Source organism: Peptoniphilus indolicus ATCC 29427, assembly GCF_000227315.1.
Taxonomy (GTDB): domain Bacteria; phylum Bacillota; class Clostridia; order Tissierellales; family Peptoniphilaceae; genus Peptoniphilus; species Peptoniphilus indolicus.
In genome coordinates this window covers 12,469-15,756 of the sequence record NZ_JH165064.1, presented here as the reverse complement: position 1 = coordinate 15,756, position 3,288 = coordinate 12,469, and the positions used below count along the sequence as shown (strand labels likewise).

The 3,288-nt window shown below is 30.9% G+C and carries 2 protein-coding genes and 1 pseudogene; 2 read left to right on the top strand and 1 reads right to left on the bottom strand.

All coding sequences use genetic code 11. The features are described 5' to 3' along the window. Positions 1-574 (bottom strand): annotated as a pseudogene (locus HMPREF9129_RS11740) (AAA family ATPase); the annotation flags it as partial. 157 nt (positions 575-731) lie between these two features. Here HMPREF9129_RS11740 and HMPREF9129_RS07670 point away from each other — a divergent pair. Further along, positions 732-1,973 carry an L-cysteine desulfidase family protein gene (locus HMPREF9129_RS07670; protein WP_040552844.1) on the top strand — a complete coding sequence of 414 codons (1,242 nt, stop codon included), beginning with the start codon at positions 732-734 and terminating at the stop codon, positions 1,971-1,973. 96 nt (positions 1,974-2,069) lie between these two features. After that, a complete protein-coding gene (locus tag HMPREF9129_RS07665) occupies positions 2,070-3,251 on the top strand; it encodes a dicarboxylate/amino acid:cation symporter (RefSeq protein ID WP_004822221.1) in 1,182 nt (393 codons plus the stop codon). The last annotated feature ends 37 nt before the right edge of the window (positions 3,252-3,288 follow it).

The following is a 3,288-nucleotide window of genomic DNA, read 5'->3' as shown; positions in this document are numbered from 1 at the left end:
CTAATTTTAAAAAATCATACACTTTGTAGTTATAATTTTGAATTATCATATTTTTGTCAGTAAATAATATGGCGCTATCTAATGAATTTACTATATTTGATATTTCCTGATTTTTCAAAGATATATCATTTATAGTTTGTTCATATTGTAAATTTCGAGACATCAATATGCTAAGTTTTGATAAAAATTTTGTTATGCTGTCATAGTTTTGATAAATAGAGTTACGTTGTTGTTGAGTGAATGCAATCAGACCTATAACTCCCAAAACTTCTTGATTATCATTTAAAATAGGGTAGCCGATTGAAGCCATCTCTTCACAATTTTCCGATGATGTGCAATTTTTACATCTATCACTTATATCTCTTTCAATTATACTTTCAAATGATTTACTATTTAAAATGTGCTCATAAGAACAGCCCTTTGGCAATTGTTCGCCGATTAAATCTTTATAGTTTCCGGTAGCTGCTATACGGCGCAAGTCTTTATTCACTATTGTAACTTCGATTTTAAGTATGGATGATATCGCATCTGCAATATCTTGAACAGAATTTTTTATTTGGTCAATTTCAAACATTTTATCACCTTTATAAATAGTATCTATAAATTTGCGTAAATGCAAATAAATTTCTCAAATTTGCAAAATGAGTAAATAAAAATTGTATTTATTGTGTTTTTTTGCAAATATAGTTGGCATGGAATTTGCTAATAATATTAGTGAAAGGGGTTATGATATGGATTATATAAGTTATATGAAGAAAGAATTGGTGCCGGCGTTTGGGTGTACTGAGCCGATAGCTTTGGCGTACGCTTCAGCTGTTGCACGAGAAATACTTGGGATAGAACCTGAGAAGATATTAGTTAATGTCTCTGGAAACATAATAAAAAATGCCAACTCTGTAACAGTTCCGGGAACTGATGGAAGAAAGGGCTTGGAAATTTCTATTGTTGCGGGAGCTTTTTTAGGTGACGCCTCTAAAAAATTGGAAGTTTTATCTGATGTGGATAAGAGTAAATTAGATGAATGTGATGAAAAAATTGAAAATGAAATAATTGAAATTAAATTAAAACCGGATGTTTCTAATTTATACATAGATATAAAATTACTTGCGAAAGATCAATCTTCAAGAGTAGTCTTACAAGGCGCTCATACAAATATAATTTTAAAAGAAAAGAACGATGAAGTGATTTATGAAAAAACTTTAGAGAGTCAGGATGATTGCGAAGTTGACTTTTCATTTGAAAAAATTTATGAATTTGCAAAAAAATGTGATTACTCCGAAGTAAAGGATATTTTAGATTTAGAAATATCATATAATACCGAAATTGCAAAAGATGGAATTGAAAATGATTGGGGTTCAAATATTGGAAAGATAATTTTAAAAAATTATTCTGATAATTACAATGAAAAATTAGTAGCTTATGCTGCAGCGGGTTCGGATGCTAGAATGTCTGGGTCTGAAAAACCGGTTGTAATTAATTCGGGGAGTGGAAATCAAGGGATAACAGTTTCTGTGCCTATTATTTTGTACGCAAAAGACAAAGGAGTTTCGGAAGATGAGCTTTACAGAGCTCTTGTATTTGCAAATTTAATAGGCCTATATTTGAAACAAGGAATAGGAAAATTATCTGCTTATTGCGGAGTTGTCTCAGCGGCTTCAGCTTCAGTTTGTGGAATTGGTTATTTAAATAATGAAAATATAGATGTTTTAAAAGAAACTTTATCAAATTCATTAGCTGTAAACTCAGGAATTATATGTGATGGTGCAAAACCTAGCTGTGCAATGAAAATAGCTTCGAGTTTAAGAAATGCTTTCTTAGCTTATGAGCAAGCTAAGACAAATAATTCTTTTAATCCGGGTGATGGAATAGTAAAAGAAACTTTGGATAAAACAATAGAAACTGTAGGGCATATTGCAAGATATGGTATGAAAACTACTGATGAAGTGATCTTAAATGAGATGCTAAAGAAATAATATTCACAGTAAAATTATATATATTATAAATTAAGTTGTAAATATTATTAGAAAATTATATTATTATCTAATAACTTTATTTTATGAGGGGGAAATATGAAAAAGAAGTCTTTTTTTAACACATTAGTTTTCAAACTAATAGTTGGATTAGTGGCTGGGATATTAGTAGGTAGTATTGCGTCTGCTGAAGCGATAGTAGTAATAGATGCAATTAAATCTATTTTAAGCAATCTTATTAGTTACATAGTGCCGATGATAATACTTGGATTTATAACGCCGGCTATAGTATCTTTAAAAGACAATGCTGGGAAAATACTAAGTACAACACTTATTATCTGCTATGTATCTTCAGTTGGAGCTGCACTTTTTAGTTTAGTTACTGGGAGAATTATAATTCCAAATTTAGACATAGCAAGTAATGTTGGAACAGGAAAGGCTATACCGGAGTCAGTTTTTGCTCTTAGTTTTAGCCCTATAATGCCTGTAATGACGGCACTTGTAACAGCTGTATTAATAGGTCTTGCAGTAATATGGACCAAATCAAAAGTTTGGGAAGAACTTTTAGTAGATTTTAATGCAATGGTTTTAAAAATAGTTGATAAAGTTGTAATTAACATACTTCCGGTTTATATTGGAACAACTTTTGCTGAACTTTCTTATGAAGGCGTTATAATTAAAGAGTTGCCAGTATTCTTAAAAATTATATTGATTGTAATAGTTGGACACTTTATATGGCTTTCATTGCTTTATACTATAGGCGGTTTAATTTCAAAGACTAATCCAAAAGAAGTATTTAAACATTATCTGCCAGCTTATTTAACGGCACTTGGTACTATGTCTTCAGCAGCGACACTATCTGTTGCACTAAAATCAGCTGGAAAATCTAAAACATTAGACCCGGAAATTAGAGATTTTGTAATACCGATTTGTTCAAATACTCATTTATGTGGTTCAGTTTTAACTGAAACTTTTTTTGTAATGACGGTATCACAAATTTTATATGGGAAAATGCCGGAAATTTCAAGTATGATTTTATTCTGTTTCCTTTTAGGAATATTTGCCATTGCTGCTCCTGGAGTTCCAGGAGGAACTGTCGTTGCTTCTTTGGGGCTAATTACTTCAGTTTTAGGATTTAATGATGCCGGAACAGCTCTTATGTTATCTATATTTGCATTACAAGATTCTTTCGGTACTGCATGTAATGTAACTGGAGATGGAGCTATTGCGCTTATGGTAACAGGTATATTTAAAAAAGTACCTGGAAGAAATGGGAATTAATTAGTTTTATTGTAGGAATGAAATAGATAAAAAAATG